Source organism: Ramlibacter sp. Leaf400 (assembly GCF_001424545.1).
Classification (GTDB): Bacteria; Pseudomonadota; Gammaproteobacteria; order Burkholderiales; family Burkholderiaceae_C; genus Ramlibacter.
This window is the reverse complement of record NZ_LMQL01000001.1, coordinates 401,627-427,932: the sequence shown is the minus strand read 5'-3', so window position 1 is coordinate 427,932 and position 26,306 is coordinate 401,627. Positions and strand designations below refer to the sequence as shown.

Here is a 26,306-nt window from a genome sequence, read left to right as displayed (position 1 = left end):
TCAACGGATGATGAAGTCGGGCTCGCCGCGCGGCGAGCGCCGGCTGGCGCCTTCCAGGTCCATCATGGCCGTCGGGGTCTCGTCCAGCCCTTCCGGCGGGGGGGACAGCGTCTCGTGGATGCGATGCGCCACGTACCAGCTGGCCCGCAGTTGCGCCTCGCGGGTCTGCGAACCCAGCCGCGGCGTGAGGAACAGGTTGGGGCACTCGTGCAGCGGCGTGCCGCGCGCGGCGAAGCCGGCATCCGCCCCGTCGAGCAGCGCCGCCTCGATGCGGCCATCGCGCAGCGCCCGGGCCAGGGCCTCGGCCTCGAACAGCTGCGAGCGGCTGATGCCGACCCAGACCTGCCCGGGCCGGCAGTGCGCCAGCAGCTTCTCGTTGATGAAATTCCGGTACCTCGACGCGTACATCACCTGCACGCTGACCGCGTCGGAATGCGCCAACAGCTCCTGCAAGCCGACCGGCTGGATGTTCAGCCGCGACCAGATCGGGGCCGTGTGGTGCACGGCCGGGTCGTAGCCGATGAGCTTGGCGCCCAGGGCGTGCAGCATCCCCGCCAGCGTATGCGCGGTGGGGGCCAGGCCCAGCACGCCGATGACGCTGCCATTGAGTTCGCGGCCGAGCCGCAATTCGGCGTGGCGATCACCGTTGAGCGCGGCGCCGATGCCGCGACGGAACAGCATCAGCAGGCCGCCCAGAAGGTACTCGGCGTTGGACCGCACGCTGGCGGTGGTGGCCTGGATGACACGCACGCCGCGGTCGCGGCAGGCTTCGAGGTCGGTGTTGTCGGTGCCGCCGTGCATGCGCGCGATGGCCTGCAGTCGTGGAGCGAAGTCGAGGAATTCCCGCGTGACCACCACCTTGCGCGGCAGCACGACGGCCTGGGCCTTGTAGAGGGACTTGCGCAGCGCGCTGGGATCGGCGGCCAGCTCGGGGCGGCTTTCGACGGCGTGGCGCTCCTGGAGCCAGCCGAGCGCCTCGGGGACCACACGTTCGACCAGTAAGATGTCCACCGAATTGCGACCTTGTCCGACAGCGTAATCAGCCGATGCGAATGGTTGAGACGCCGGGCTCGTGAAACACTTCACGGACTTTAACGAAGAACATCTTTCCAGTCGATGAAAAATGTCACGAGGATCAACAAGGCCGTTTTTCCTGTTGCCGGCCTTGGCACTCGATTCCTTCCGGCCACGAAGGCCATTCCCAAGGAGATGCTGCCGGTCGTCGACCGGCCGCTGATCCAGTACGCCGTCGAAGAGGCCTACGAGGCCGGCATCCGGCACATGGTGTTCGTCACCGGGCGCAGCAAGCGGGCCATCGAGGACCACTTCGACACCTCGGTCGAGCTCGAGCTGGAGCTGGAAAATGGCAAGAAGAGCGCGCTGCTCGATCTGGTGCGCTCGATCGCGCCGTCCGACATGTCCTGCTCGTTCGTGCGCCAGGCGCGCGCGCTGGGCCTGGGCCATGCCGTGCTGTGCGCCGCCCCCATCGTGGGCGACGAGCCCTTCGCGGTGCTGCTGCCCGACGACTTGATGATCGGCCCCGCAGGCGGCTCGTCGGTGATGGCGCAGATGGTCCGCCAGTTCGAGCAGACGCCCACCTGCATCATGGCTGTGCAGGAAGTTCCTCGCGAACACGTCAAGCGTTACGGCATCGTCGCGGGCAACCCCGCCGGCGAACGCCTCACGAAGGTGAGCCGCATGGTGGAAAAGCCCGACCCGGACAGCGCGCCCTCGCGCATGGGCGTGGCCGGCCGCTATGTGCTGACGCCCGCGGTGTTCGACATGATCCGCACCAACCCGCGCGGCGCGGGCGGCGAGATCCAGCTCACCGACGGTATCGCCCGGCTGACGGACACCGAGGGTGTTCACGCCTACCTCTACGAAGGCCGCCGCTACGACTGCGGCAGCAAGGACGGCTTCCTCGAGGCCACGGTGGATTTCGCGCTGAAGAATCCGGAGCTCGGCCCCGGTTTCCGCGAGTACCTGAAGGGCCTCAAGCTCTGACGGGGCGAACTGCCGCAAAGCAAAAGGCGCCCGTGGGCGCCTTTTGCTTTATCGACGCGGGCGCGCCGGCTCAGCGCCGCCGCAGCACGTGGATGATCTCCTCGCCCTCTTGCTGCTGCTCGACCAGCTCGTTGCCGGTCTGCCGCGCGAACGCCTGGAAGTCGCGCAGCGAACCGGGGTCGGTGGCCACGACCTTGAGCAGCTGGCCCGACTGCATGTCCGTCAGCGCCTTCTTGGCGCGCAGGATGGGCAGCGGGCAGTTCAGGCCGCGGGTGTCGATTTGCTTGTCGATGTTCATGGTCCGCTCCCGGATGTGCTCGATTCTAGGCAGGTTGGCCCGGCAGCGCCTCGGGGGCATTTGCTATCGTTCGAGCCTTCTCCTGCGGAACCCATGATCCTCGTCACCGGCGGCTGCGGATTCATCGGATCCGCCTTCATCCTCGACTGGCTGGACCAGGTGCGCGAGCCGGTGCTCAACCTGGACCTGCTGACCTACGCCGGCCATCTGGGCAACCTGCGCGACCTGGACGGAAACCCCGCCTACCGGTTCGTGCGAGGCGACATCGCCGACATCGATCTGGTCTCGCGACTGCTGCGCGAGCACCGGCCGCGGGCCATCGTCCACCTGGCCGCCGAGAGCCACCTGGACCGATCGATCGCGGCGCCCGAGCCCTTCATCCAGGCCAACGTGGTGGGCACGTGCCGCCTGCTGCAGGCGGCCCACGACCACTGGCGCACGCTCCCGCCCACCGAGGCCGCGGCCTTCCGCTTCCTCAATGTGTCCACCGATGAAGTGTTCGGCTCGCTGGAGCCCGGCGAGGCGGCCTTCGACGAGGCCCACCCCCACCGTCCGAACAGCCCCTACGCCGCGTCGAAGGCGGCAGCGGATCACTTTGCCCGCGCGTGGCACCGCACATTCGGCCTGCCGGTCATCACCACCAACTGCTCCAACAACTACGGCCCGCGGCAGTTCCCCGAGAAGCTCATCCCGCTGATGGTCCACAACGCGCTGGCCGGCCAGCCGCTGCCGGTGTACGGCGACGGCCGCCAGGTGCGCGACTGGCTGCACGTAGTCGACCACTGTTCGGCCCTGCGCGCGGTGCTCGATCGCGGTCGCGTCGGCGAGACCTACAACATCGGCGGCCGGTCCGAGCGGACCAACCTCGAGGTGGTGCACGCGATCTGCAAAGTGCTCGATGAAGCAAGGCCCGGTGCCCACCATGCGGACCTGGTCCGGCATGTGGAAGACCGGCCGGGACACGACCGCCGCTACGCGATCGACGACACCAGGATCGCCACCGAACTCGGCTGGCGGCCCGCCATCGCCTTCGAGCAAGGCATCCGCGACACCGTGCACTGGTACCTCACGCATGCCGACTGGGTCGCCTGCGTCACCAGCGGCGCCTATCGGCATTGGGTCGAGCAGCAGTACCCCTCAATCCACGCGGCCGCATGAAGATCCTGCTGTTCGGCGCCATGGGCCAGGTGGGCTGGCAGCTTCGCCGCAGCCTGGCGGCCCTGGGCGACGTCATTGCGCTGGAGCGGTCGAGCCGGCCGCTGTGCGGCGACCTGTGCGATGCGCGAGGCGTGGCGGCTTCGGCGGCCGAGGTCGCGCCCGACGTGGTCGTCAACGCCGCGGCCTTCACCGCGGTCGACCGCGCGCAGGACGAGGCTGACCTCGCCTTTGCCGTCAATGCCGCCGCACCCGAAGCGCTGGCCCGGGCCGCGGCGCGGCAAGGCGCCTGGATGCTGCACTACTCGACCGACTACGTGTACGACGGCAGCGGCGAGCGGCCCTGGCAGGAGACGGACGAGCCGGGGCCGTTGAATGTCTACGGCCGCAGCAAGCTCGCGGGTGACGAGGCCGTGATGCGCGAGGCGCCGCGCCATCTGGTGTTGCGCACGGGCTGGGTGTTCGACAGCCGGGGACGCAACTTCGCACGAAGCATCCTCGATGCCGCCATGACGCGCGACTCGCTGACGGTGGTGGACGACCAGTGGGGCGCACCCACGCAAGCCGCCCTCATCGCCGACGTCACGGCGCAGGTCCTGCGAACGGTCGCGAGCACACCCGGGTCCGAGCGGCTGGCGGGCCTGTACCACGTGGCGGCGGAAGGCTTCGTCAGCCGCCACGGTTACGCGCAACAGCTGCTGCACGAAGCCGCAGCGCGCGGCTGGCCGCTTCGCGCCGGCGCCGATCGCGTGCAGGCCGTCGCCTCCATCGACCACCCCACCCGCGCCCTTCGTCCGAAGAACTGCAGGCTGGACACCCGCCGGCTGCGCGAGACATTCGGCGTGGCGCTGCCGCCCTGGCAGGACGGCGTCCGATCGGTCGTTGCCGAGCTGGCGCCGCAAGGCCCGACGGGCCCCTGAGATGACGGCCCCCCTCCTCGCCCGCAAGGGCATCGTCCTGGCCGGCGGCGCCGGCACACGGCTGCACCCGGCGACGCTCGCCATCTCCAAGCAGCTCCTGCCGGTGTTCGACAAGCCGATGGTGTACTACCCGCTCACCACGCTGATGCTGGCCGGTATCCGCGAGGTGCTGGTGATCAGCACGCCGCAGGACCTGCCACGCTTCGAGCAATTGCTCGGGGACGGCAGCCGCTGGGGCATGAGCATCGCCCATGCGGCGCAGCCGCGGCCGGAAGGCCTGGCCCAGGCCTTCCTCATCGGCCGAACGTTCCTGGACGGCGCGCCCAGCGCCCTGGTTCTGGGCGACAACCTCTTCTACGGCCACGACCTGGTCAAGCTGCTCAAGCAAGCCAACGCGAGGCGCGAGGGCGCCACCGTCTTCGCCTACCACGTGCGAGATCCGCAGCGCTACGGCGTGGTCGGCTTCGACGAGCAAGGCAATGCCACCTCGATCGAAGAGAAACCGCAGCGGCCCCGAAGCAGCAGCGCCGTCACCGGCCTGTACTTCTACGACGAAGAAGTCTGCGACATCGCCGCCGCCGTCCAGCCTTCGGCGCGCGGCGAGCTGGAGATCACGAGCATCAACCAGCACTACCTGGCACGCGGCCGCCTGCACGTCGAAGCCATGGGCCGCGGCTTCGCCTGGCTGGACACCGGCACCCACGAGAGCCTGCTGGAGGCCACGCAGTTCATCCACACGCTGGAGCAGCGCCAGGGCTTGAAGGTGGCCTGCCCCGAAGAGGTGGCCTGGCGCAACGGCTGGATCGGCGAGACGCAGTTGCTCGCCCTGGCGCAGGCCTTCGGCGAGGGCGGCTATGGCGCCTACCTCGCCGGGCTGCTCGAGGGCTGACGAGATGCAGGTCACGCCCACCCGACTGCCCGAAGTGCTGCTGGTCGAGCCGCGCGTGGCGAGCGACGCGCGCGGCTTCTTCATGGAGAGCTGGAACCAGCGCGACTTCGACGCTGCGCTGGGCACCAGCGTCGGCTTCGTGCAGGACAACCACTCGCGCTCTTCACGCGGCGTGCTGCGGGGCCTGCACTACCAGCTCACCCGGCCGCAGGCCAAGCTGGTGCGCGTGGCCAGCGGGCGGGTGTTCGACGTGGCAGTGGATGTGCGCCAGTCCTCGCCGCGGCGCGGCCAGTGGGTCGGTGTGGAACTCAGCGCCGACAACCGGCGGCAGCTCTGGGTGCCCGCGGGTTTCGCGCACGGCTTCCTCGTGCTCTCGGAGCAGGCCGACGTCCTGTACAAGGCCAGCGACTACTACGACCCCAGCGACGAGCGCATCCTGGCCTGGGACGACCCCCACGTGGGCATCGCCTGGCCTTTGCACGAGATCGGCGGCCGCCCCACCCTTTCGGCCAAGGACCAGGTGGCGCCGCGCTGGGAGGCGGCGCAGCTTTATCCCTGGTGAGAGGAGCGTCGCGCTATTCCGAGCGGCGCTGCCACTCGACGAACTCGGGCTCGTAGCCCTTCCCGCGCAGCCAGTCGGCCAGCGCATAGCCGGTGCCCGCGGGCCAGCACTTGACCTGGTCGTAGTCGTACAGGCGCCAGTCCACCAGCTCCGGCGACAGCTGCACCTCGCCTTCGGCGCGCACGTGGTAGGCGATGATCACCTGGTTCATGCGCTGGAAGTCGTAGACGCCGATCAGGTTGACCTCGAGCGCATCGAGATTGGTTTCTTCCTTCAGCTCGCGCCGGATGCCGTCCTGCGGCGATTCGCCGGCCTCCATGAAGCCGGTGATCAGCGCATAGACCTTGGCCGGCCAGGCGGCGTTGCGCGCCAGCAGGATGCGGTCCTGGTACTGCACCACCGCCGCGAGCACGGGCGTCGGGTTGTTCCAGTGGGTCCAGCGGCAGGCCGGGCAGCGCAGGCGCTCCCGGGGGCCGCTGTCCTCGATCTCGGTGATGGGCTGCAGCGCGGTCGCGCACTGCGGGCAGAACTGCCAGTCGGTGCTCACGCGGGGAACACCCCGGTGGACAGGTAGCGGTCGCCCCGGTCGCAGACCACGAACACGATGGTGGCGTTCTCCACCTGCGCCGCGACCTGCTGCGCGACCCAGAGGGCACCCGCCGACGAGATACCCGCGAAGATGCCCTCCTCGCGCGCGAGGCGCCGGCACATCTCCTCGGCGTCGTCCTGGCCCACGTAGACCAGCTCGTCGACGTGCGAGGGGTCGTAGATCTTGGGCAGGTACTCCTGCGGCCACTTGCGGATGCCGGGGATGCGCGAGCCCTCGTTCGGCTGCGCGCCGACGACGCGCACCTGCGGATTCTTCTCCTTGAGGTAGCGCGACACGCCGGTGATGGTGCCCGTGGTCCCCATGGCGCTGACGAAGTGGGTGATGCGCCCGCCGGTCTGCTCCCACAGCTCGGGACCGGTGGTCTCGTAGTGGATGCGCGGGTTGTCGGCGTTGGCGAACTGGTCGAGCACGCGGCCCTTGCCCTCGCGCTGCATGTTCTCGGCCAGGTCGCGCGCGTACTCCATGCCGCCGCTCTTGGGCGTGAGCAGCAGCTCGGCGCCGAAGGCCTTCATGGTCTGGGCGCGTTCGATCGACAGGTCCTCCGGCATGATGAGCACCATGCGGTAGCCCTTGATCGCCGCGGCCATCGCCAGCGCGATGCCGGTGTTGCCCGAGGTCGCCTCAATCAGCGTGTCGCCGGGCTTGATGTCACCCCGCTCCTCGGCGCGACGGATCATCGACAGCGCCGGGCGGTCCTTCACCGAGCCGGCCGGGTTGTTGCCTTCCAGCTTGCCCAAAATGACATTGCCGCGGCGCTTGTTGGCCTCGGCCCCGATGCGCTGCAGCGCGACCAGCGGCGTCTTGCCGACGGCGTCCTCGATGGTGGGGTAGGTGCGCGGGTCCATCGCACCACTGTGCCATAATTTTTCCGCGCTCTTCAACGCTGCCGGAGTGGCGAAATCGGTAGACGCAGCAGACTCAAAATCTGCCGGTGGCAACACCGTCCCGGTTCGATTCCGGGCTCCGGCACCAAGGCTCTCTAGCTATCAATTCGGGAGCGTTTTTCCGCTCCCCTACCGCGTGAGTTTCCGCAATGGCAATTGCGGCTCCGCGTCGCCCGCACGGCCCGTCAGTGCCACGAGCGCCCATGCTTGTAGCTGTCCAGGCGGCAGGTGATCCGCACCGTCCCAGGTCGGGCACGTCGTGCAGCAGCACCTCGGCCGCCGCCGGCTGGCCCGCCTGGGCCTGCGGCAGCTGGTCGATCTCCGCGGCCACGAACCGCGCCGGCACCCGCGCCGGGATGCCGTTGGCGGCCGGCTCAGCAGGAGCCAGGCCGAGTTGGAAGGCTTCGGAGCGGAAGGCAGTCCTGAGCCGGGCTGCCGCCTGGCTCGGCTCCATCAGCTTCTCCTTCTACCTCGCGCACGGCCTGGTGATCGGGGTGGCCTTCAAGCTGTGTGTCCACTTCGGGTGGAAGCCGTCCGGGATCAAGGACGGGCTGCTCTTTGCGATGCTCTGCCTGCCGCTGACCACCGCGGTGTCGGCCGTCACTTACTACCTGATCGAACTGCCGTTTCTGTCCCTGCGGCGGAACTACAGGCAGGCGCAGCGAGGCGGCGTTCTGGTCGCCGAACGAGAAAAAGCCCCGCCAGCCGAAGCCAGCGGGGCGAGCTGACCGGGGGCAACTTGCAAGCAGCCCGGCCAGAGGAGACTCGGCTTCAGCGCTCATGATCCAAGTAGGAAGAGGGCTCGCTCGGAATCACGCCTCCGGGTCAGGCCACGAAGCACCACCCCGCCGACCGTGTTCGGCTTGCGGATCAACTCCGCGGCATCATCCCAGCGTTGGCAGAGCTGTCGTTGGGGTCGAAGGGAATAAATGGGTTGCCCATGGTCGTGGCATCCTAACTCGCCGCTACATTCGTCCGGGGAGCGCTCCTGAATGAACAACTATCGGGCAGACATCGACGGGCTGCGAGCCGTCGCTGTCCTTGCCATCCTGCTTTTCCACGTTGACCACACCGTCCTGCCTGGCGGATATGTCGGGGTGGACGTCTTCTTCGTCATCTCCGGTTTCCTGATCACCAGGAACATCGTTGAGGCCGTAGCGTCCGGGTCATTCTCATTCGTCGACTTCTACACGCGCCGCGCGCGCCGCCTTTTCCCGGCGTTGTTTGTCACGCTCCTTGCGACATATGCCGCGGCCTTGTGGCTGTTCTCTCCTGTCGATCTGGAGAACTACGGCGCGTCCCTGCTCTACACAGTCATCTCGGCATCGAACTTCTTCTTCTGGAGCGGTACAGGGTATTTCGAGGCGGCATCCGAGACGATGCCTCTCCTGCATACGTGGTCGCTGTCGGTCGAGGAGCAGTTCTACTTGCTCTGGCCGGCGCTGCTTGTGGGGCTGGCCATGCTCCGCAGGAAGTACGCCGTCCCACTCGCCCTCGCCCTGCTAGGGCTGGGTTCGTTGGCTGTGGCTGCGGTCGTGTCTTTCAAGTCGCCCGCGGCCACGTTCTACCTGCTCCCGTCCAGGGTATTCGAGTTCGCCATCGGGGCTGCGTGCGTGTGGTTGGTGAGGATCAGGCTAAAGCCCAGCCTCCCACTCGAGGCACTCACCGCTCTTGGGCTGGCTCTGATCGCCTGGTCCGCCTACACCTACACGCCCCAGACGCCGTTCCCCAAGTTCGCCGTCCTGCCTTGCCTTGGCACGGCGCTGCTGATCTACGCGGGGGAAGCCCATCTCGCCGGCGTGCTGCTTCGAAATCCAGTGTCCGTGGGGATAGGTCGAGTCTCGTACTCGGTCTATCTAGTTCACTGGCCGCTGATCGTCTTCTACAAGTACTGGAAGTTCACTCCATTGAACCAAGCGGAAAAGGGCGCTCTGCTCGCCTTGTCGCTGGTTCTCGGCGCGCTGATGTGGCGGTTCGTCGAGGAGCCGTTCCGGCGGCCCGCAAGCGCGCGCGCGGGATTTCCATCGATCCGCTTCGCAGGCCCTGCGCTCGCGCTGGTGCTTTCGTTCGTCGCGGCCAATACGTGGGGACACAAAGGCTTCCCGGCGCGCTTTCCGCACGACTTCTTCATGACCAGCGACGAGATCGCGGCCGAGCGCTCCCGCTACTGGGCAGCATCCGGAGTACCCAAAGGGCCGGCCAGCTTCGTTGGTTCTGGACCCAAGACCGTCGTTGTGATGGGCAACTCCCATGCGGTGGACCTCGTGTACGCGCTGCGGCAGAACGGCGCGACGGCGCACTTCGCGTTTCTGCAGACCGGCTACAAGTGCCTGAACTTCGGCTCGCCCGTGGTGCCCGCAGATCGCGAGTACTGCTCGAAGATGAAAGCGGCGAACCTCTCGGACGCGGTGTGGAGGAAGGCGGATGCCGTTTTCCTGCACGACAACTGGCCCAGGATGGACGCGGCCGACTTGCACCAGCGGTTGCTCGAAATCCGCAGCGTCACGAAGGCGGACATCTACGTCTTCGGACCGAAGATGACGTACAGCAAGGATCCCGGTGAATTAGCGCGCGCCCACATGCGAAAGGCCACCCTCAACCAGTTCAGCCAGGAGTTCACACATCGAAAGGACCGCACCGCGGTCAATGAAGCGCTGAAGCAGATGCTAGATAGCGAAGAGATGAGGCGCACCAACGTCTTCTTCGTCGACGTCCTGGGCACTCAGTGCGGGGAGGATGCTAGTCACTGCGAGATCGTGTCCAGCCGCGACTCTCGGTTCCTTTACTTCGATGCTGGTCATTTCACCGCGGTGGGAGCGGCCGAGTTGGGGGAGAGGCTGAAGGCCAAGCATCCAGAGGTGTTCCAGTAGAAAAGCCACGCCAGCCGAAACCAGCGGGTGAGGTGATCGGGGTGCAGAAACTCGAAGATGCGCCCGGCCAGAGGAGATCAGTACAAGAAGGAGATGTCGCGATTGCGGCGTCCGCCGCCCTTGCGAGAGCCAGGCAGGCGCGTCTCGGTCCACTACTTCGAGGCGAGCGCCGAGACCGAGCAGACGCGCTGCGCGGCTGCGTGCGCCCCAACGACGTCCTGCAGCAGCCGCCAAGGCTAGCCATCGTGATCCCGGAGGAGGACACTCGGGTATGAACGAACCGATCAAATCAGGCGACCTCTGCGAGGTCATCGCCGGCGCACTGGGCAGCACCGGCCCGAACATCGGCAAGCAGGTCACCGTCGGGCTCCTTCGTGGCGACCACAGCGTCCACGGCCGCATCTGGCGCTGCCACGGCGAAGGCCTGGTGACCGAGTACGGCGCCCTCGGCAGCGAAGCGGACTTCGCCCAGGCGTGGCTTCGCAAGATTCCGCCCCAGGGCACGCCGCCGAAGGAGGTCGAGCGCCCCGTGGAGGTGTCCAGCGATTGAGGCCCCCCCAAAAAAGACGCCCGGCGCGCGGCCGGGCGAAGAACCTCCATGGCTGGGACCGTAACCAAGGACCGATCCCGACTGAATAGTGGTCGAACAGCCGAGCCAGCGCAGTAAGGCTGAGCCTCGAGCTGTGGCTCGGCAGTTTCCGACCGCCGTGTAGGCGAAGGCGCCGTCCGTTCGCCCTGGCCCGCCAGCTCTTCAGCGCACCTCGAAGTCCTCGAGCTTCCTGCCCTTGGCCAGCGCGTCCACCACCCACTGCGGCTTGCGGCCGCGGCCGCCGGACCAGGTCTCGCCATTCGGGCCGCGGTACTTCGCGGCGGCCGACTTGGCCGCGGCCGACCGGCGCGGCGCGCGCGGGCGACCCCCCGAAGCGGTCGACAGGCCCAGGTCCTGGGCGGTCAGGCCATAGGCCTGGATCCTGGCCTTGATGTCGGCGATGACGTCCTCGGTCTCCTGCCGGCGCATCTGCTCCGCCTGCGCGAGCAGCTTCTCGGCCTGCTCCTTGAGTTCCAGGTAAGTGGGCATGGGCGAACGCTCCTGTTCACGGTTGTGCGGGGCGGATTCTAGGCGGCGGATGGGGTGCTTTCCGATGCGGTTGCAGGGTCACCGGCGAAGGCGCATCCTTGCGGACCCGCCCTCGCAAGGAGCCGCCATGTCCTCCGACCGCCTGGTGACGCTGGCCCGAACCGCGTGCCGCTGCTGCGTCGCCGCAGCCCTTGCCGTCGGCGCGGTGCCCGTCGCGTTGCCGGCCACGCCCGGCCCCCAGCAGCAGGCCGCCGTGGAAGCGCTCACGCGCGCCCATGCCGCGGTCGTCGGCGTCGAGGTGAGCGCGACCGCAGGAGCGCGCTCCGCCGAGACGCTGGGCCGCCAGCGCAGCGGCTCCGGCGTGGTGATCGGCCCCGACGGGCTGGTGCTCACCATCGGCTACCTGATGCTGGAGGCGGAGAACATCCAGCTCGTCACGCAGGACAAGCGCAGCGTGCCCGCCCGCGCCGTGGCGTACGACCTGGCCACCGGCTTCGGCCTGGTCCGCCCGCTGCTGCCCCTGCGCGGCATCGCGCCGGTGCCGCTGGGCTCGGTGGCCGACCTGAAGGCGGGCGACGCGGTGATGGCCGCCACCGGCGGCGAGGACGGCGACGTCGACCTGGTCCAGGTGATCGACAAGCGCCCCTTCTCGGGCTACTGGGAGTACCACATCGAGACGGCGCTGTTCACCAGCCCGCCGATCGACAACCACAGCGGCGCCGCCGTGTTCAACCAGCGCGGCGAACTGCTCGGCGTGGGCAGCCTGCTGGTGGCCGACGCCACCGGCCAGGGCCGGCCGCTGCCCGGCAACATGTTCGTGCCGATCGACCTGCTCAAGCCCATCCTGGCGGAGTTGCAGCAGAGCGGCATCAGCCGCCAGAGCCGCCGTCCCTGGATCGGGCTCACGTCCAGCGAACAGGGCGGCCGCGTGCAGGTGGTGCGCGTCAACCGCGACAGCCCCGCCGAGGCCGGCGGCATGCGGCCGGGCGACGTCGTGCTCGCGGTCGACGGCGCACGCGTGGCGACGCTGGAGGAGTTCTACAAGAAGCTCTGGGACCGCACGGCGCCGGATGCGGAGGTGAGCCTGACGGTGCTGCAGGGCGCGGACATCCGCACCCTCACGCTCAAGCCCGTCGACCGGATGAACACCATGGCCCGCCCGGCCGGCATCTAGGCCCGCGCGGCCGCGCCGGTGGCTTCCGACGCGGCGACGGCGCCCGGGCCGACAGGGCCAAGCCCAGCCGTGCGTACGCTTGGAACCAGGTCCCGCGCGGGCCGGAGGGAACCACAGTGCAGCCACCACCCCCGAACGATCGGCCCTCCGGCCGCTTTCGCCGGTTCGTCGTGCGCTGGGCCGGCGTGGTGATCGCCACGGGGGTGCTCCTGGGCCTCTCGCAGGCGCTGTGGTGGTGGGAGACCTGGCCGGTGCGCCAGCTGCTGGACAAGCCGGCCGCCACGGGGGGCCAGGGATGAGCCGCTGGCGATCGCTGCTCGCGCGGCTGCGCGGGGTTCGCATCGACGTGCGCCAGGTCGCCATCGCGCTGCTGGCGGTCTGGTTCGTCGGCCTGGTCGGCGCCGCCGTGCAGCTCGAGCTCTGGCAGGCGCAGCTCACCCGCACGCTGCTGCAGCTGGAGGCCGACAAGGAGTTCCGCGCCCGCGTGTCGCAACGCGACCAGATCGATCCCCAGTGGTACCGGCGCAAGGCGCTGGGCCTGCTTGCCGCGCTGGAGAAGGTGCGCCGCGACACCTGGTGGACGCTGTCCATCCCGGGCTCCTGGAACTATTTCGACGACCTGGAAGAGCGCCTGGCCGAGCGGATGGAACGCGAGTTCGCCGACATCGTGCTGGACACCTTGCGGCGCGAACTGCTGGTGCGCGCTTCGCGCCTCACTGGCGCCCCGCTCACGCCCGGCGGCTCGGCCCTGCGCGAGCCCATCGAGTGCGCCGCGCCGGGCCCCTCGCGCTCGTCCAACGCGTCCGGCAACACGGCGGACAGCCTGCCCGAGTTCGCCGCGCTGCGCGACTGGGTCACGGCGCTGGGCGAACTGGAGGCGGCCGTGCAGTCCTGGCAGGCGCTGCACCAGGACCCCGGCACCGAGGGCATCGTCCACCTGCGGCGCCTGGTGCGCTACACGCTCGACGCCGACCTGCCCGGGCCGCTGACCCGCAGCGTGCAGCTGTTCAACGCCATCGCCCGCGGGGGCGGCACGCCGCCTTCGCTGCTGGTCAACGCGATGCAGGCGGCCTCTCGCTGCACCCTGCTGCAGGGCGCGGCGGCGCTCGATGCGCGCCTGCTGGCCCAGAACGAACTGCTGTCGCTGGAGCAGGCGCTGCTCGAGCGCAGCACCGGCCTGTTCGACACGCGCCGGCAGGAGCCCTTCGTGCCCGGCGTGCAGCGCCTGGCGGCCGTGCTGGCGCTGCTGCAGCGGCAGGACGCGCTGCTGGCCCGCGGCGACACCGGCTGGATGCGCGAAGGCCGGCTGCCGCTGGTGCCCGCGCAGCAGGCCCTGCTGGACCGCGCCGCCGGCATGGCCCTGCTCGGGCCGGACGTGGTGCAGCAGGTGCGCACGCAGTCGGACGTCGCCTTCGCCAAGTTCCGCAGGCAGTTCGACGCCCTGTTCGGCAAGCGGGGCGAGCCGGGGCTGGTGTGGGACGAGGCGAAGGGCCGCTACCAGCTCTCGCCGCAGCGCGCCGCCCTGCGCAACGGCCTGGCGCTGCTGCTCCAGGAGCCCGCCTTGCAGCTGCGCGCCGACGGCACGCCCGCTCCTGCGCCCGCGTCCTTCGAGGAAGCGCTGGCGGTGATGGACGCGCGCCGGCGGCTGCGCCGCGACGTGCTGCCGGCCCTGCCCGACTTCGCCCGCCCGTCCGTGGCCCGCCTGATCGACGCCCGCCTCGCCCTGCTGGCGCACGACGCGGCCGCCAATGCGATCCGCGCCGCCCTGCCGCAGGACCCGCGCGCGCCTTTCGATGCCACTGCGTTTCGCGCACAGCGGGAAAAACTGGCGCAGGTGCGCGGCGTGCTCCTGACCCTGGGCGCCCCCGACCTCGCCAACCGGCTGGGCACGCAGCAGGGCGCCGAACTCGGTGCCCGGCTGGCGCGGGCCCGGGAGGAACTGCGGGCCATGCCGCTCTTCTCCAGTCGTGCCGCCGACTTCAGCTGGTGGCGCGGCGAGCCCGCGCCACTGCTGCGCGCGCTGGGCGTGGCGGACGCGGCGGGCCTGCAGGCGCTGCTGACCGGCCAGTACCGGCAGCTCGAGGCGCTGTCACGCCAGGCCGGCCAGTTCCTGGCCGCCGCCGACGGCGCGCTGGCCGCCGACCCCGCAGCCCAGGACTGGGAGCGCCTCGTCCGCGAAGTGGACCGCTACCGCGCCCACCTGCCCGACAGCAGCCTGCTGGCGATGGAGCGCTACCTGCTGGCCGTGGGACCGCAACTGCAGCGGGAGAACTGCCTGGAGCAGCTCACGGCGCAGGTCCCGCCCCGGCACGACGACGAGGTCGCGCAGCGGCTGGTGCAGTGGCACAACGCGCTGGTGCAGCGGTGCGGCCAGTTGCGGGCGGAAGGGGCGGCGGGACCCGGGGTCCGGCAAAACTAGCGTTGGAGGGCACCCCGAAGCATGGGTGCAACGCGGCCGCGGATTAAGCGCCCCCTGTCGGATCGGCTGGCCGATGGGCTCGTCTAAACTGCGGGCCCCAGCCCCACGATCGCAGGCCCGGCCGTTTGACCGGCAAGCGCGTGCGGCGACCGAAACTGCCGCTTCGAGCCCTCGCCGTGAACGGACGGCGCCCGTGCCCAAGATGACCAGCCCCACCCCAGTTCCCGACCCGCGCCAGAGCGCCTGCCCCGCATGCGGCGGCGCCTGGAAGCGGCTCTACCAGAAGAACGGTTGCGAGGTGAGCCGGTGCACGGTCTGCGGGCTCGGGCGGGCGGAGCCCGGCCAGTTCGATCCGGCCAGCTACTACACGGAGGACTACTTCAACGGCAGCCACTCCGACGGCTACTCCGATTACGCGGCGAGCGAGCAGGTGCTGCGGCACGAGTTCTCGCGGGTCGCGGACGTGTTGCGCCGCTACTGCAAGCCCGGCGCTCGGCTGCTGGAGATCGGCTGCGCATACGGCTTCTTCCTGAAGGAGGCCCGCAGCACGTTCGAGGTGCAGGGCATCGAGATCGCCGAGGAAGCCGTGCAGGCCTGCCACCGCGCGGGGCTGCACCAGGTCCGGCAGGGGAGCGCCGACGAGGCGACGCTGCGGCGCATCGGTGAAGTGGACGCCATCGTCATGCTGGACGTGGTCGAGCACCTGGTCGACCCGTTCTCGACCCTCGAGACCTGCAGCCGGCAACTGACCCCCGGGGGAGCGCTGTTGATCACAACCGGCGACTTCAACGCCTGGGTCGCACGCCTTGCCGGCCGCCGCTGGCGCCTGATGACGCCGCCGCAGCACCTTTGGTACTTCACGCCGGAGAGCCTGCGCCGCATCGCGAGCCGCCTGGGCCTGGAAGTCGTTGCCTGCACCCACCCGTCCAAGATCGTCCCGCTCTCGCTGATCTTCTTCCAGGTCGGCCGCATGCTCGGATTGAAGGGCCGCGCTCCCGGCGCCGGCATGAGCAAGGTGGGCGTTCCCGTGAACCTGTTCGACGCGATGCGCGTCGTCCTGCGCAAGCCGCAAGCGGCGGCGCAGCCGGCCTGAAATGAGCGCGCTGCACGTCGGTCTGCTGCTCGCCTACGCCGCCGGCATGTCGGCCGGCCAGCTGCTGTTCAAGCTGGCGGCCGATTCCACCTTCGCTCCCGGCGGAGCCGGGGGCGTCGTGGACCAGGCGCTGAGGCTGGTGGTGAACCCGTTCTTCGTCTGTGCGATGGCCATGTACTTCGCGCTCTCCGTGATGTGGGTGTGGATCCTCAGCTTCACGCCGCTGTCGCGCGCCTACCCGTTCGTGGCCGCGGCCTTCATCGTGACGCCGCTCCTGAGCCATCTCTTCTTCAAGGAGGCCCTGGACCTGCGGTTCGCCGCCGGCGTCGCGCTTATCGTCTGCGGGCTGGTGCTCGTGGTGGGGAGACCGGCATGACGGACTCGAACGCGGCTACTCCCGCCGTGGCCCCCACCCTGGACCCCTCGATCTGGGCGGTCATCGCCGCCTACAACGAGAGCGAGACGATCGCCGAGGTGATCGCCGGGCTGGCCGAGCACGGTTGCAGCATCGTGGTGGTGGACGACGGTTCGCGTGACGAGACCGCGGAGCTCGCCCGGGCGGCCGGAGCGCATGTCGTGCGCCATCCCATCAACCTGGGTCAGGGCGCGGCCCTGCAGACGGGCATGGAATACGCACTGCGGCGCGGTGCCGCCACGCTGGTGACGTTCGATGCGGATGGCCAGCACCTCCCGAGCGACGTCCACGAACTGGTCGGGACGCTCCACCGCTCCGGCGCCGACATGGCGTGCGGCAGCCGCTTCCTGGGGCGGACGGAGAACATGCCGCGCCTGCGGCGCGCCACGCTGAAGCTGGCGACGGTGTTCACCTACCTGTCCACCGGCCTGCGCATGACGGACGCCCACAACGGGCTGCGGGCGATGACCCGCGCCTGCGCGCTGCGCATCCAGATCCGCCAGAACCGTATGGCGCACGCTTCGGAGATCATCGACCAGGCCGCCCAGCTCAGGCTCAAGCTGGTCGAAGTGCCGGTGACCATCCGCTACAGCGCCTACTCGCTGCGCAAGGGTCAGAAGATCAGCAACTCCCTGACCATCCTGCTGGACCTCCTGGTGAAAAGGCTCTACCGATGACGATCAAGATCCTGCTCAGCGTCGGCCTGTTCCTGATCGTGGCCTACGCGTCCACCCAGCGCGGCAAGTCGCCGCTGGTGAGCGTCTTCACGCTGTTCTGCGCGGCCGCGGCGATCTATTTCGTCTGGGCGCCCGAGAGCGCGAACCTGATCGCCCACCACCTGGGCGTGGGCCGGGGCGCCGACCTGGTCTTCTACTGCTGGGGGCTGATCAGCTTCGCGGTGCTGCTCAACCTGCACTTCAAGATGCGCAAGCGCGACGAACAGGTGACGACCCTGGCCCGCAAGCTGGCGATCCTCGACGCGGAATTCCAGCAGCCCGTGCCGCCGGGCTCCCGAGGCTAGGGGCTTGCCCGGCGCCCCACGCGAGTCGCGAACGATGACGTCCATCCCCGCCGCCAAGGCGCTTCCTGCCCTTCTTTTCGTGCTGGTCGCGGCCATCGCCGCGCACGTGTACGTGAACTTCGCGCCGGGGGCCATGTCGCCCGACTCGCTGAGCATCCTGGGCCAAGCCCGCGCCGGCGTGTTCGAGGACGGCCACCCGCCCCTGATGACCGCCGTCTGGCAGTTGCTCGACCGGATCGTGCCCGGCCCCGTCGGGATGCTCGTGCTGCACCTGGCGATGTTCTATGGCGGACTCTTCCTGATCTTCCGGACAGCCTTGAAGCAGCACGGCCCGCTGGCGATCGCCGTGTGCGTTGGCGTGGGCCTCTATCCCCCGCTGCTGGGGATCCTGGGCGTGATCTGGATCGACATCACGATGGCCGGGCTGTTCCTGCTCGCGGTGGGCTGCTGGCTGTCGTCCGGCGATTCGCGGCCGCGGCCCCCCCTGCTCCTGCTGGCCCTGGTGCTCACCGCCCTCGGGATTTCCGCGCGCCACAACGCCGCCGCGGCGGCCTTCCCGCTGCTGGCGCTGTTCCTGCTGCGCGATGCCCGCCCCGCAAGCGCCTGGCCGAAAGCCGCTGCGCGTGCCATCGCGCTGGGCGCGATCGCCACGGTGCTGCTCTTCGTGGCCGGCAAGTGGGTGTCGGCCCAGTTCGTCGACCAGCCGCGCCACCTGTGGAGGGCCGCGGCGCTTTACGACATCGCCGGCGCCTCCCATTACGAGAACCGCGACCTGTTCCACCCGGGCGTGCTGACCCGGCCGTCGCTGGACGAAGTCCACCGGCTGTACTCGCCTCGCTCCTACTTCCCGCTGATGACGGGCGAGCAGATCCACGGGAAGCCGGGCACGGTGCCCGAGCCCGGCGCCCCGCTCGAGCTGGACACCCGGAATCCGCGCCTGAGCGAGGTGCTGGGACGCAACTGGATCGAAGTCGTGCTGGAGCATCCGGGGGCCTACCTGCGCCACCGCACCGAGTTCTTCAGGTCGATGGTCAGGCGCGAGCCCTGGGGCCTCTGGGCCCCGCACTTCGACGCGATCTATCCCAACCAGCTGGGCGTTCCCCAACGCTCGAGGGCGAACTATTCGGAGGTGTTCTTCCACGTCCGCTGGCTCGCCGTCACGAGCAGCATCTTCGAACCCTTGCCCTACCTGGTGCTGAGCGCCCTGCTGTTCCTCCCGGTCCTGGCCTTCGGGCTGGCCTTGCGCGACCGGCTCCTGCAGGCCGCCGCCGCGCTCTACGCCAGCGGCGTCTGCCACATGGGCGGGCTCTTCTTCTTCGCCGTCACGCCTGACTTCCGGTACTCGCACTGGCCGATCACGGCCGCGGCCGTGGCCACGGGCCTGCTCGTCGTCACGCTCGCGCGGCCGGCCGCCGTGGTGCTGCGCCGCAGATGGGCGGACCTGCGCGGCAGCGGCGCCCGGGCGATCAGGCGATGACCTGGCTGGTGACGGGCGGCGCCGGCTACATCGGCGCGCACACGGTGCAGGCGATGGCCGCTGCCGGCCACCGGCTCGTCGTGCTGGACGACCTGAGCACGGGCCACGCGCAACGGATCCCCGAGGGCGTTGCCCTGGTGCAGGGCTCGATCCTGCACCGGCCCACGCTGGACCGGGTCATGCAGGAGCACCAGGTCCAGGGCGTGCTCCATTTCGCCGCGCGCAAGCAGGTGGAGGAATCCGTCCGCCTTCCCCTGCTGTACTACGAGACCAACGTCCAGGGCCTGCAGACGGTCCTGCAGTCCACGGTCGCGGCCGGGGTCCGCCGCTTCGTCTTCTCGTCATCGGCCGCGGTTTACGGCATGCCCGACGTCGACCTGGTGACGGAGGACCTGCCCTGCGCACCGATCAACCCCTATGGCCAGAGCAAGCTGGCCGGCGAATGGATGGTGCGCAGCGTGGGCGCGGCCCACGGGCTCTCGACGGCCTGCCTGCGGTATTTCAACGTGGCCGGGGCCGCGTCGCCCCTCCTCGCGGACGACGGCATCTCCAACCTCGTCCCCATGGTGTTCCAGCGGCTCGACGCGGGACAGCGTCCACTGCTGTTCGGCACCGACTACGCGACAGCGGATGGGAGCTGCGTGCGCGACTTCATCCACGTCGAGGACATCGCCGCGGCCCACGTCGCTGCCGCGCAGCGGCTGTCGGCGGATCGGCCGGAAGCGCTGCTGCTGAACATCGGACGTGGTGAAGGGGTCTCGGTCCGGCAGATGCTCGAGGTGATCGGCAAGGTCACCGGTCATGACACGACACCGCAGGTCGCGGCACGCCGCGCAGGCGATCCCGCCCGGGTGGTTGCATCCGCGGCGCAGATCCGGGACGAGCTGGGGTGGACCGCACGCCACACCGTCGAGGACATGATCGCCTCGGCCTGGGCCGCCTGGCGGTCACGCCGCGCCGCGGCCTGAGGGCGTCAGCGCCGGCGCCGCGTGATCAGCCACTTGGCCGACCGGAACTTCACGATCGACCAGTAGAACCAGATGTAGAAGGCGGTGAAGCAGAGGAAGACGATCTGCAGCGCGAAGCTGTTGCGCCAGAGCAGGACGGCGGGGAAGACGGCCAGCGAGGAGATCAGCCAGAGGTACGGCGCCGTCATGGAATTGCGGGCGGTGAGGTGCCGCGCGTGCTCGCTGCCGACGCTCCAGCGCACCAGCCGGCGGAAGATCAGCTGGTGCAGGTGCACCGCATCCGGCAGCCCGGGATGGCTGCGGCGCACGACGAGGCGGCGGTAGATGGAAAACAGCGTCTCCACCACCGGGTAACCGACCAGCACCAGCGGGAACCAGGGCGAGACCTCCGGATTGCGCGCCACCAGCAGCAGCGACAGCTCGCCGATCCAGAAACCGATCAGGTACGCACCGCCGTCGCCCATGAAGATGCGCCCCCAGGGCCAGTTCCACAGCAGGAAGCCCAGGATGGCCCCCGTCATGGCCAGGCAGGCGCGGAACACCAGCACGTCGCCCAGCAGGAAGGCCACGTAGCCCAGGCCGGCCAGGATGACGCAGCTCACGACCCCGCTCAGGCCGTTGTAGCCGTCGATGATGTTCATCGCGTTCGCCACGCCGCCGATGGCCACGGCGGTGACCAGCAGCGCCACCGGCCACCACCGCAGCGCGGCATCGACGAAGCCCACGTCGATGCGGTTGAGCGAAGCGCCCAGCAGGAAGTAGCCCAGGACCGCCGAACCCATCGTGAGCACCAGCCGGTGCAGCACGCCCACCTTCTTGGTCAGGTCTTCCGCCAGGCCGCCGAGGAAGGCCGGCGCCGCGCACAGCAGCAGCAGCAGGAACGACCGCGTGTAGGGATCCTTGATCGCCAGCATCACCAGCGCCACGCCGACCAGCGCCACGCCGATGCCCACGCCGCCGACCCGCGGCACCACGTAGCTGTGGAACTTCTGCACGCCGGTCAGGTCGGCGTCCCCGGTCCAGCGCTGGTGCACGTGGTTGTAGCGCAGCACCGCCGTGGTCACCACGAGCGACACGAGCAGGGCGACGATGAACGCGAACATTCAGGCCTCCCGGCTCCGGCGGACGGCGCCGCTCATTGGAGCCACACCCGGCGCTTCACGAACCCGCTGTAGCTCAGGATGATCCGCAGCACCTTGTCCGACACGTTGTCGGGCGCGTAGTCGCGCACCAGGTGCAACAGCCTTTCGGCGCCGCGCGGCTGGTCTTCCAGGATGGCCAGCCCCTGCAGCACGCGGTCGACGTCGAATCCGACGAACATCACAGCCGCCTCCTCGAAGCCTTCCGGGCGCTCGTGCACTTCCCGCAAATTGAGCGCGGGGAAATTCAGGATCGAGGATTCCTCGGTGATGGTGCCGCTGTCGGACAGCACCGCCCGAGCGGACGTCTGCAGGCGGATGTAGTCGAGGAAGCCGAAGGGCTTGTGGAACTGCACGGCCGGATGGGCCTGCAGCCCCGCCGCTTCCATCCGCTTGCGGGTGCGCGGGTGGACCGAGACGATCACCGGCAGCCCGAACTTTTCCGCGACGGCGTTGAGCACGCCGAACAGCTGCGCCAGCCGGGCCGGATCATCCACGTTTTCTTCCCGGTGGGAGCTCACCACGAAGTAGCCGCCCTCCTTCAGGCCGAGCCGGCCCAGGACACCCGACCCCTCGATTCCCGCGCGGTAGTGGTCCAGCACCTCCCGCATCGGGCTGCCCGTGCAGATGACCTGGTCGGGCGGCAGCCCTTCGCGCAGCAGGTAGCTGCGCGCGATCTCGCTGTAGGTCAGGTTGACATCGCTGACGTGGTCCACGACGCGCCGGTTGATCTCCTCCGGCACGCGGAAGTCGAAGCAGCGGTTGCCGGCCTCCATGTGGAAGATCGGGATCTTGCGGCGCTTGGCGGCGATGGCCGCCAGCGAGCTGTTGGTGTCCCCCAGCAGGAGCAGCGCCTGCGGCTCGTGCCGGGCCAGCTGCGCATCCGCCGCGATGATGACCTTCCCGATGGTCTCGGCGGCGGTGGCACCCGCCGCATCGAGGAAGGCATCCGGCTTGCGGATGCCCAGTTCCTGGAAGAAGACCTCGTTGAGCTCGTAGTCGTAGTTCTGGCCGGTGTGGACGAGGACGTGGTCGCAGTACGAGTCCAGCTTCGCGATGACACGTGACAGGCGGATGATCTCCGGCCGCGTGCCGACGATGGTCATGACCCGAAGCTTGTCACCCATTCACCGCCTCGCGGATCAGGGACAGCTTCATCAGCACCGCCTTGACTTCGTCGACGCTCAGGCGGTGCGTGTTGTGGGACGTGTAGTCGTCCAGGCGCGAGATCTCGGTCTCGCCTTCCACGAAGTACTTGTTGTAGTTCAGGTCGCGGGAGTCGGCCGGGATGCGGTAGTAGCCACCCAGGTCCTCGGCGCGGGCCATCTCCTCGCGCGACACCAGCGACTCGTACAGCTTCTCGCCGTGCCGGGTGCCGATCACCTTGACCTGGGCCTGGCTGGATAGCAGCTCCTTCATCGCCTGCGCCAGGTCGCCCACGGTGGACGCGGGGGACTTCTGGACGAAGATGTCGCCCGGCTTGGCGTTGTTGAACGCATAGAGCACGAGGTCGACCGAGTCCTCGAGCGACATCAGGAACCGCGTCATGTTCGGGTCCGTCACGGTCATGTCCTTGCCGCTGCGCAGCTGCTCCAGGAACAGCGGGATGACCGAGCCGCGCGAGGCCATGACGTTGCCGTAGCGGGTGGCGCACAGCGTGGTCTTGCTGGGGTCGCACAGGCGCGACTTGGCGACCATCACCTTCTCCATCATCGCCTTGGACATGCCCATGGCGTTGATCGGGTAGACCGCCTTGTCCGTGCTCAGCACCACGCACCGGCTGACCTCGTTCTCGATGGCGGCGCGCATCACGTTCTCGGCGCCGATCACGTTGGTGCGAACCGCCTCCATCGGATAGAACTCGCACGACGGCACCTGCTTCAGGGCCGCCGCGTGGAACACGTAGTCCACCCCCCGCAGCGCGTCGCGGACCGAGTCGTAGTCTCGCACGTCGCCGATGTAGAACTTCACCTTGTCGCTCTTGAGCTGCAGGCGCATGTCCTCCTGCTTCTTCTCGTCGCGGCTGAAGATGCGGATCTCGGCCAGCGGGGAGTCGATGAATCGCTGCAGCACGGCGTTGCCGAAGGAGCCGGTGCCGCCCGTGATCAGGAGGGTCTTGTCTTTGAACATCTTTCGGGATCTTTCCGGTTCAGCGGAATTCCGCCATGCGTCGCACCAGCTCGGGCCAGGCCGGCGGTTGGTAGCCGGTGGCGCTGCGAAAGCGCGAGGAATCGAGGGAGCGGTCGATGACCAGCTGGCCGTCCGGCACGATGCGGGTCAGCCGGCCATAGGCCTGGGCCAGGAGGTTCAGCAGGGAATGCTTGTCGATCGGCGCGGCGGACACGTGGTAGACGCCCCGCAGCTGTGCAGCCGGCAGGACGCGGTCGCGGATCACGGCCGCCAGCTCCACGGTGGGCAGGCCGGAGAAGATGGCCTTGGTGAAGCCCTTCACCTGGTCCTTCTGCGCCAGGAACCACTCCACCAGGCCATGCGCGCTGCCGCCCAGCTCGTGCCCGATGATGGACGTGCGCAAGGTGACGGCGTGGGGATAGTCCACTTCGCCCAGGCTCTTGGAGCGGCCGTAGAGGTCGATGGCGTCGGGCAGGTCGCTCTCGAGGTACATCCCCTTGGCTCCGGTGAACACGCAGTCGGTGCTGACGTGGACCAGGCGCGCCCCCACCAGGTCGCACATCCGGGCCAGGCGGTGAGGCAGCATCGCGTTGATCGGCAGCGTGGTCAGCGGATCGGACGCCTCCTGCAGCTGCTTGACGATGCCCACGCAGTTGATCACCGCGTCCGGCCGCACCCGGCCCAGGAGCGCGGCCAGGCTGTCCTGGTTCTCCACGTCCACGCCCGTGACGATGCGATCGCGCAGTTCGGCGGGCAGCAGCCGCACCGCGGCGGCGGACCGCACCGAGCCGAACACCTCGTAACCGTCACTTGCACTCAGCAACCGCAGCACGGCGTTGCCGAGCATGCCGGATGCACCCAGCACCAGCACTTTCATTCTTCTTCCCCTGGAACGCCCGCCAGCCGGCGGGCAAACGCGTGATTATCCCCGACTCGCTGCGGTCCTCATCCACGCCGCCAGCCGCTCGGCCAGGGCGAGGGGTTCGTAGTGCCGGGCGAAGAACTGCCGCCCCGCCGTCCCCAGCCGGGCACGCTCCTCGGCGGGCATGTCGCGCAGCCGCAGGATGGCGGACGCCAACGCCCCGGCGTCCTCCGCCGGGCACGCGAGGCCGGCGCCGGCCTCCACGACCACCCGCGCGCCTTCGCCGTCGAGCGAGGCGATGATGGGCGTGCCGCCGGCCAGGTAGGTCTGCAGCTTGCTCGGCACCGTCTGGGCGAGGATCGGCTGGCGCGACAGCGTCACCAGCAGGGCCGACGCGCGCCGCATCAGGTCCGGCATCGATGCCGAAGGGTATTTCCCGGGCAGCTGCACATTGGTGAGCCTGCGGCGCGACACCTCCTGCTGCACCCACTCCGCCCGGCTGCCGCCGCCGACCAGCACGATGCGGATGTCAGGGTGTTCGCGCAGCCGGTCCGCGGCCTCGACCACGGTCTCCAGCGCCTGCACCGTGCCCAGGTTGCCGGCGAAGACCACGTTGAAGGCGCCCTCGTCGAGCGGGACGCGCGGTGCGGCATCGCCGGCCGCCCCGTGCTCCTGCATCGCCTCGCCGGGATTGGGGTGGTAGACCACCCGGGTCCCCCCCGCCATGGCACTCACCGGCGGGATGAACGCCTCGGACTGCACGAGCAGCAGGTCGGCGCGCCGGTAGATCCACCGGACCACGGCCGCGACCGCGCCCAGGAGGCGCCTGTTCCGCACGAAGCCCGTCACCTCCAGGCTTTCGGGCCAGAGGTCCTGCACCCAGATCACCAGCCGCGCCCGCTTGAGCAGCTTGAGCAGCACGGCGGGGATGGCCTGCAGGATGGGCGAGGTGCCGTACACGAACACGGCGTCGAACCTGCGCCCGCGCAGCAGCCAGGGGCCCAGGATCGAAGCCGAGAAGATGAAGGACAGGTAGTTGGCGGCCAGCCGCACGGCGCTGCCGGGCCCGCGGGCCGCCAGCGGCACACGGTGCACGGTGATGCCGGACCCGTACGCCTGACGGCCCATCGAGAGCGCCTTGTAGCCGGGGAAGACCGAGCCTTCGGGGTAGTTCGGCTGCCCCGTCAGGACCTCGACCTCGCAGCCGACGCGCGTGAGGTCCACGACCACGTCGTTGATGCGGAAGGACTCGGGCCAGAAGTGCTGGCTGACGACCAGGACCCTCACTGGCGGTCCTCCGCCAGCAGCTTCCAGAACCGGTCGGCCTGCACGATGGGCACGCGCGGCTCGGGCGCGCCCAGGTGGCGCCGTACCGCGCGCGCGATCGACACCGGCGAGGCCGGATCGAAGGTCTGGGCCGGCTCGCACACGTCGCGGACGTAGTCCAGCTCCGGTGCGAGCACCGGCAGGCCCGCATCGGTCGCCTCCAGCAACGGCAGCCCGAACGACTCCAGCGTGGAAGGGAAGATCAGCGCGCCGCTCTGCCGGTACAGGTCCGCGACCTGCGCGCGCGTGAGCGGCCCGGTGTTGTGCAGCTTCAGGCCGTGCCGGGCCGCCAGCGCCTCGGCCTGGGCCGCCAGGGCCGCATGGCGCGGACCCAGCGTCAGCGCCAGGGACGGCCGCACGCCCTGCTCCGCCAGCAGCACCCAGGCCTGCAGCAGGGCCAGGTGGTTCTTGTGCGCCTCGCCGTCGGACACGTAGACGAAGTCCCAGGCCTTGGGAAGCTCGCCTGCGGCCCCGGCCATCGGCTCGCGGAACGGCACGACATGCACCGGCGGACATCCTTCGCCGCGCCACCACTGCCGAACGCTGCGGGCCATGCTGGGCGTCTGCACCATGTAGGCGCTGACGGTCCCGCTCAGGCGCCCGGCCAGGAAGCGTTCGAGGCGAAGGCGCATCGCGCTCTTCCAGGGGTACCCGTGCAGCGGGGTGCGCTCCAGCAGCAGCCGGTTCTGCTGGAACACCAGCACCCTTGCGCCGCGCGCGAACAGCGGGGGCAGGTTGTGGAAGCACAGCACCGTCGAACCCGGCCCGGCCCACGTGGCCAGCAGCTTCTCGGCGCGCCAGCGCGCCGCCGCCGAATGTGCGGTCCAGGAGACCTGCGCCCCCTGGGGGATCGTCAGCGCGCGGCGGGCCCGCTCGTCCAGGATCAGGCGCAGGTCGGCCGTGCCCGGCGCGGCGCGCAGGAGCGCTTCCAGGAGGGTGAGCCCCCCTCCCGTGTGCACGTTGGGCGCGAAAAGCACGAGCCGCATCAGCCCTCCTGCCCCAGTCCGCTGCC

The 26,306-nt window shown here is 69.4% G+C and carries 28 protein-coding genes and 1 tRNA gene; 18 read left to right on the top strand and 11 right to left on the bottom strand.

The features are described 5' to 3' along the window. Positions 1 to 1,011 carry an NAD(P)-dependent oxidoreductase gene (locus ASG30_RS02085; protein WP_055891807.1) on the bottom strand — a complete coding sequence of 337 codons (1,011 nt, stop codon included), beginning with the start codon at positions 1,009 to 1,011 and terminating at the stop codon, positions 1 to 3. A gap of 105 nt (positions 1,012 to 1,116) precedes the next feature. Here ASG30_RS02085 and galU point away from each other — a divergent pair, with 105 nt between their 5' ends. Next, positions 1,117 to 2,004 carry a UTP--glucose-1-phosphate uridylyltransferase GalU gene (gene galU, locus ASG30_RS02080; RefSeq protein ID WP_055891799.1) on the top strand — a complete coding sequence of 296 codons (888 nt, stop codon included), beginning with the start codon at positions 1,117 to 1,119 and terminating at the stop codon, positions 2,002 to 2,004. Between the two features lie 70 nt (positions 2,005 to 2,074). Here the strand turns inward: galU and ASG30_RS02075 are convergent, their stop codons facing one another. Then, entirely contained in the window at positions 2,075 to 2,302 is a 228-nt protein-coding gene (locus tag ASG30_RS02075; protein WP_055891797.1) for a sulfurtransferase TusA family protein, read from the bottom strand. 93 nt (positions 2,303 to 2,395) lie between these two features. Between ASG30_RS02075 and rfbB the strand changes: the two genes are divergently transcribed. The 4 genes from rfbB to rfbC are packed head-to-tail and all read left to right on the top strand — an operon-like array spanning position 2,396 to position 5,828. After that, the gene (rfbB, locus tag ASG30_RS02070) at positions 2,396 to 3,460 is read left to right on the top strand and encodes a dTDP-glucose 4,6-dehydratase (protein ID WP_055891794.1); all 1,065 of its coding nucleotides are present in this window, start codon (positions 2,396 to 2,398) and stop codon (positions 3,458 to 3,460) included. Continuing rightward, positions 3,457 to 4,377 (top strand): dTDP-4-dehydrorhamnose reductase, encoded by a 921-nt coding sequence (rfbD, locus tag ASG30_RS02065; RefSeq protein ID WP_055891791.1) that lies wholly within the window; start codon positions 3,457 to 3,459, stop codon positions 4,375 to 4,377. The genes rfbB and rfbD overlap by 4 nt, the downstream gene beginning before the upstream one ends. A 1-nt stretch (position 4,378) precedes the next feature. After that, entirely contained in the window at positions 4,379 to 5,266 is an 888-nt protein-coding gene (gene rfbA, locus ASG30_RS02060; RefSeq protein WP_055891788.1) for a glucose-1-phosphate thymidylyltransferase RfbA, read from the top strand. 4 nt (positions 5,267 to 5,270) lie between these two features. Then, on the top strand, positions 5,271 to 5,828 hold the full coding sequence (gene rfbC, locus ASG30_RS02055; RefSeq protein WP_055891786.1) for a dTDP-4-dehydrorhamnose 3,5-epimerase: 558 nt from the start codon (positions 5,271 to 5,273) through the stop codon (positions 5,826 to 5,828). A gap of 13 nt (positions 5,829 to 5,841) precedes the next feature. Here rfbC and ASG30_RS02050 read toward each other — a convergent pair whose 3' ends face one another. Next, a complete protein-coding gene (locus ASG30_RS02050) occupies positions 5,842 to 6,375 on the bottom strand; it encodes an NUDIX hydrolase (protein ID WP_055891783.1) in 534 nt (177 codons plus the stop codon). Continuing rightward, positions 6,372 to 7,283 (bottom strand): cysteine synthase CysM, encoded by a 912-nt coding sequence (cysM, locus tag ASG30_RS02045; protein ID WP_055891781.1) that lies wholly within the window; start codon positions 7,281 to 7,283, stop codon positions 6,372 to 6,374. The genes ASG30_RS02050 and cysM overlap by 4 nt, the downstream gene beginning before the upstream one ends. A 40-nt stretch (positions 7,284 to 7,323) precedes the next feature. On the opposite strand from cysM, the gene ASG30_RS02040 reads away from it, so the two are divergent. From ASG30_RS02040 to ASG30_RS02025, 4 genes are all read left to right on the top strand, one after another. Then, positions 7,324 to 7,410 (top strand) — tRNA-Leu (locus ASG30_RS02040). A 115-nt stretch (positions 7,411 to 7,525) separates the two neighbouring features. Continuing rightward, positions 7,526 to 8,050, top strand: a complete 525-nt coding sequence (locus tag ASG30_RS02035; protein WP_156385380.1) for an acyltransferase family protein — start codon at positions 7,526 to 7,528, stop codon at positions 8,048 to 8,050. A gap of 264 nt (positions 8,051 to 8,314) precedes the next feature. Beyond that, complete coding sequence (locus ASG30_RS02030) at positions 8,315 to 10,192, top strand: acyltransferase family protein (RefSeq protein WP_055891776.1); 1,878 nt, start codon at positions 8,315 to 8,317, stop codon at positions 10,190 to 10,192. A 271-nt stretch (positions 10,193 to 10,463) separates the two neighbouring features. After that, positions 10,464 to 10,742 carry a hypothetical protein gene (locus ASG30_RS02025; RefSeq protein ID WP_055891773.1) on the top strand — a complete coding sequence of 93 codons (279 nt, stop codon included), beginning with the start codon at positions 10,464 to 10,466 and terminating at the stop codon, positions 10,740 to 10,742. Between the two features lie 201 nt (positions 10,743 to 10,943). On the opposite strand, the gene ASG30_RS02020 is transcribed toward ASG30_RS02025, so the two are convergent. Further along, positions 10,944 to 11,270 carry an H-NS histone family protein gene (locus ASG30_RS02020; protein ID WP_055891770.1) on the bottom strand — a complete coding sequence of 109 codons (327 nt, stop codon included), beginning with the start codon at positions 11,268 to 11,270 and terminating at the stop codon, positions 10,944 to 10,946. A 127-nt stretch (positions 11,271 to 11,397) separates the two neighbouring features. On the opposite strand from ASG30_RS02020, the gene ASG30_RS02015 reads away from it, so the two are divergent. From ASG30_RS02015 to galE, 9 genes are all read left to right on the top strand, one after another. Further along, complete coding sequence (locus tag ASG30_RS02015; RefSeq protein ID WP_055891767.1) at positions 11,398 to 12,444, top strand: S1C family serine protease; 1,047 nt, start codon at positions 11,398 to 11,400, stop codon at positions 12,442 to 12,444. Between the two features lie 116 nt (positions 12,445 to 12,560). Further along, positions 12,561 to 12,743 carry a hypothetical protein gene (locus ASG30_RS22325; protein WP_156385379.1) on the top strand — a complete coding sequence of 61 codons (183 nt, stop codon included), beginning with the start codon at positions 12,561 to 12,563 and terminating at the stop codon, positions 12,741 to 12,743. Further along, on the top strand, positions 12,740 to 14,863 hold the full coding sequence (locus tag ASG30_RS02010) for a hypothetical protein (protein ID WP_055891764.1): 2,124 nt from the start codon (positions 12,740 to 12,742) through the stop codon (positions 14,861 to 14,863). The genes ASG30_RS22325 and ASG30_RS02010 overlap by 4 nt, the downstream gene beginning before the upstream one ends. Positions 14,864 to 15,065: 202 nt before the next feature. Further along, entirely contained in the window at positions 15,066 to 15,956 is an 891-nt protein-coding gene (locus ASG30_RS02005) for a class I SAM-dependent methyltransferase (protein ID WP_162243702.1), read from the top strand. A 1-nt stretch (position 15,957) separates the two neighbouring features. Further along, on the top strand, positions 15,958 to 16,332 hold the full coding sequence (locus ASG30_RS02000; protein ID WP_055891759.1) for an EamA family transporter: 375 nt from the start codon (positions 15,958 to 15,960) through the stop codon (positions 16,330 to 16,332). Further along, a complete protein-coding gene (locus tag ASG30_RS01995; protein WP_055891756.1) occupies positions 16,329 to 17,048 on the top strand; it encodes a glycosyltransferase family 2 protein in 720 nt (239 codons plus the stop codon). Before ASG30_RS02000 ends, ASG30_RS01995 begins: the two co-directional genes overlap by 4 nt. Further along, the gene (locus ASG30_RS01990; RefSeq protein ID WP_055891753.1) at positions 17,045 to 17,392 is read left to right on the top strand and encodes a DUF2304 domain-containing protein; all 348 of its coding nucleotides are present in this window, start codon (positions 17,045 to 17,047) and stop codon (positions 17,390 to 17,392) included. The genes ASG30_RS01995 and ASG30_RS01990 overlap by 4 nt, the downstream gene beginning before the upstream one ends. A 34-nt stretch (positions 17,393 to 17,426) precedes the next feature. Next, positions 17,427 to 18,869, top strand: a complete 1,443-nt coding sequence (locus ASG30_RS01985; protein WP_055891750.1) for a hypothetical protein — start codon at positions 17,427 to 17,429, stop codon at positions 18,867 to 18,869. Continuing rightward, entirely contained in the window at positions 18,866 to 19,837 is a 972-nt protein-coding gene (galE, locus tag ASG30_RS01980) for a UDP-glucose 4-epimerase GalE (protein ID WP_055891966.1), read from the top strand. The genes ASG30_RS01985 and galE overlap by 4 nt, the downstream gene beginning before the upstream one ends. 5 nt (positions 19,838 to 19,842) lie before the next feature. On the opposite strand, the gene ASG30_RS01975 is transcribed toward galE, so the two are convergent. From ASG30_RS01975 to ASG30_RS01950, 6 genes are read right to left on the bottom strand one after another with little or no spacing between them, the layout of a single operon-like run. Further along, positions 19,843 to 20,940: an MraY family glycosyltransferase gene (locus ASG30_RS01975; RefSeq protein ID WP_055891747.1), complete on the bottom strand. Its 1,098-nt coding sequence runs from the start codon at positions 20,938 to 20,940 to the stop codon at positions 19,843 to 19,845. A gap of 32 nt (positions 20,941 to 20,972) precedes the next feature. Beyond that, positions 20,973 to 22,103 (bottom strand): non-hydrolyzing UDP-N-acetylglucosamine 2-epimerase, encoded by a 1,131-nt coding sequence (wecB, locus tag ASG30_RS01970; protein ID WP_055891744.1) that lies wholly within the window; start codon positions 22,101 to 22,103, stop codon positions 20,973 to 20,975. After that, on the bottom strand, positions 22,096 to 23,106 hold the full coding sequence (locus ASG30_RS01965) for a polysaccharide biosynthesis protein (RefSeq protein WP_055891737.1): 1,011 nt from the start codon (positions 23,104 to 23,106) through the stop codon (positions 22,096 to 22,098). The genes wecB and ASG30_RS01965 overlap by 8 nt, the downstream gene beginning before the upstream one ends. A gap of 19 nt (positions 23,107 to 23,125) precedes the next feature. Further along, positions 23,126 to 23,983 (bottom strand): dTDP-4-dehydrorhamnose reductase family protein, encoded by an 858-nt coding sequence (locus ASG30_RS01960; protein ID WP_055891735.1) that lies wholly within the window; start codon positions 23,981 to 23,983, stop codon positions 23,126 to 23,128. A 45-nt stretch (positions 23,984 to 24,028) separates the two neighbouring features. Next, a complete protein-coding gene (locus ASG30_RS01955; protein ID WP_055891733.1) occupies positions 24,029 to 25,255 on the bottom strand; it encodes a glycosyltransferase family 4 protein in 1,227 nt (408 codons plus the stop codon). Then, positions 25,252 to 26,280: a glycosyltransferase gene (locus ASG30_RS01950; protein WP_055891728.1), complete on the bottom strand. Its 1,029-nt coding sequence runs from the start codon at positions 26,278 to 26,280 to the stop codon at positions 25,252 to 25,254. The genes ASG30_RS01955 and ASG30_RS01950 overlap by 4 nt, the downstream gene beginning before the upstream one ends. Between the last annotated feature and the right edge of the window lie 26 nt (positions 26,281 to 26,306).

Coding starts and splice junctions, on each gene's coding strand:
- cysM (WP_055891781.1), bottom strand. CDS start 7,283: ATGGACCCGCGCACCTACCCCACCATCGAGGACGCCGTCGGCAAGACG.
- ASG30_RS02035 (WP_156385380.1), top strand. CDS start 7,526: ATGCTTGTAGCTGTCCAGGCGGCAGGTGATCCGCACCGTCCCAGGTCG.
- wecB (WP_055891744.1), bottom strand. CDS start 22,103: ATGGGTGACAAGCTTCGGGTCATGACCATCGTCGGCACGCGGCCGGAG.
- ASG30_RS01975 (WP_055891747.1), bottom strand. CDS start 20,940: ATGTTCGCGTTCATCGTCGCCCTGCTCGTGTCGCTCGTGGTGACCACG.
- ASG30_RS02030 (WP_055891776.1), top strand. CDS start 8,315: ATGAACAACTATCGGGCAGACATCGACGGGCTGCGAGCCGTCGCTGTC.
- ASG30_RS02000 (WP_055891759.1), top strand. CDS start 15,958: ATGAGCGCGCTGCACGTCGGTCTGCTGCTCGCCTACGCCGCCGGCATG.
- ASG30_RS02005 (WP_162243702.1), top strand. CDS start 15,066: ATGACCAGCCCCACCCCAGTTCCCGACCCGCGCCAGAGCGCCTGCCCC.
- ASG30_RS02010 (WP_055891764.1), top strand. CDS start 12,740: ATGAGCCGCTGGCGATCGCTGCTCGCGCGGCTGCGCGGGGTTCGCATC.
- ASG30_RS02020 (WP_055891770.1), bottom strand. CDS start 11,270: ATGCCCACTTACCTGGAACTCAAGGAGCAGGCCGAGAAGCTGCTCGCG.
- rfbC (WP_055891786.1), top strand. CDS start 5,271: ATGCAGGTCACGCCCACCCGACTGCCCGAAGTGCTGCTGGTCGAGCCG.
- rfbA (WP_055891788.1), top strand. CDS start 4,379: ATGACGGCCCCCCTCCTCGCCCGCAAGGGCATCGTCCTGGCCGGCGGC.
- galE (WP_055891966.1), top strand. CDS start 18,866: ATGACCTGGCTGGTGACGGGCGGCGCCGGCTACATCGGCGCGCACACG.
- ASG30_RS01950 (WP_055891728.1), bottom strand. CDS start 26,280: ATGCGGCTCGTGCTTTTCGCGCCCAACGTGCACACGGGAGGGGGGCTC.
- ASG30_RS02075 (WP_055891797.1), bottom strand. CDS start 2,302: ATGAACATCGACAAGCAAATCGACACCCGCGGCCTGAACTGCCCGCTG.
- ASG30_RS01965 (WP_055891737.1), bottom strand. CDS start 23,106: ATGTTCAAAGACAAGACCCTCCTGATCACGGGCGGCACCGGCTCCTTC.
- ASG30_RS01960 (WP_055891735.1), bottom strand. CDS start 23,983: ATGAAAGTGCTGGTGCTGGGTGCATCCGGCATGCTCGGCAACGCCGTG.
- rfbD (WP_055891791.1), top strand. CDS start 3,457: ATGAAGATCCTGCTGTTCGGCGCCATGGGCCAGGTGGGCTGGCAGCTT.
- ASG30_RS02025 (WP_055891773.1), top strand. CDS start 10,464: ATGAACGAACCGATCAAATCAGGCGACCTCTGCGAGGTCATCGCCGGC.
- ASG30_RS01985 (WP_055891750.1), top strand. CDS start 17,427: ATGACGTCCATCCCCGCCGCCAAGGCGCTTCCTGCCCTTCTTTTCGTG.
- rfbB (WP_055891794.1), top strand. CDS start 2,396: ATGATCCTCGTCACCGGCGGCTGCGGATTCATCGGATCCGCCTTCATC.
- ASG30_RS02015 (WP_055891767.1), top strand. CDS start 11,398: ATGTCCTCCGACCGCCTGGTGACGCTGGCCCGAACCGCGTGCCGCTGC.
- ASG30_RS01995 (WP_055891756.1), top strand. CDS start 16,329: ATGACGGACTCGAACGCGGCTACTCCCGCCGTGGCCCCCACCCTGGAC.
- ASG30_RS01990 (WP_055891753.1), top strand. CDS start 17,045: ATGACGATCAAGATCCTGCTCAGCGTCGGCCTGTTCCTGATCGTGGCC.
- galU (WP_055891799.1), top strand. CDS start 1,117: ATGAAAAATGTCACGAGGATCAACAAGGCCGTTTTTCCTGTTGCCGGC.